This is a genomic window from Flammeovirga sp. AWQ4_249, assembly GCF_056161045.1.
Genome location: NZ_JBSWYJ010000166.1, coordinates 1 through 227, shown reverse-complemented (window position 1 = coordinate 227; position 227 = coordinate 1). Strand labels below are relative to the sequence as shown.

The following is a 227-nucleotide window of genomic DNA, read 5'->3' as shown; positions in this document are numbered from 1 at the left end:
ATTTTAGAACAATGTGGAGAATATCGGAGTCGAACCGATGACCTCTTGCGTGCAAAGCAAGCGCTCTAGCCAACTGAGCTAATCCCCCATTAGGATTAAATCTCCCTCACTTGATATGTTTTATCATATCCTTCAGTATTAATGCAAAAAAAAGTAATCATAAGTCCCTCGAAAGCAGGATCCCGTTCGTAAAGCACAAGGCTCCAAAAGGAGGTGTTCCAGCCGCA

The 227-nt window shown here is 43.2% G+C and carries 1 tRNA gene; it reads right to left on the bottom strand.

What is annotated here, in order from left to right:
• Positions 1-14: 14 nt before the first annotated feature.
• Positions 15-88 (bottom strand) — tRNA-Ala (locus tag ACXAHM_RS26500).
• Between the last annotated feature and the right edge of the window lie 139 nt (positions 89-227).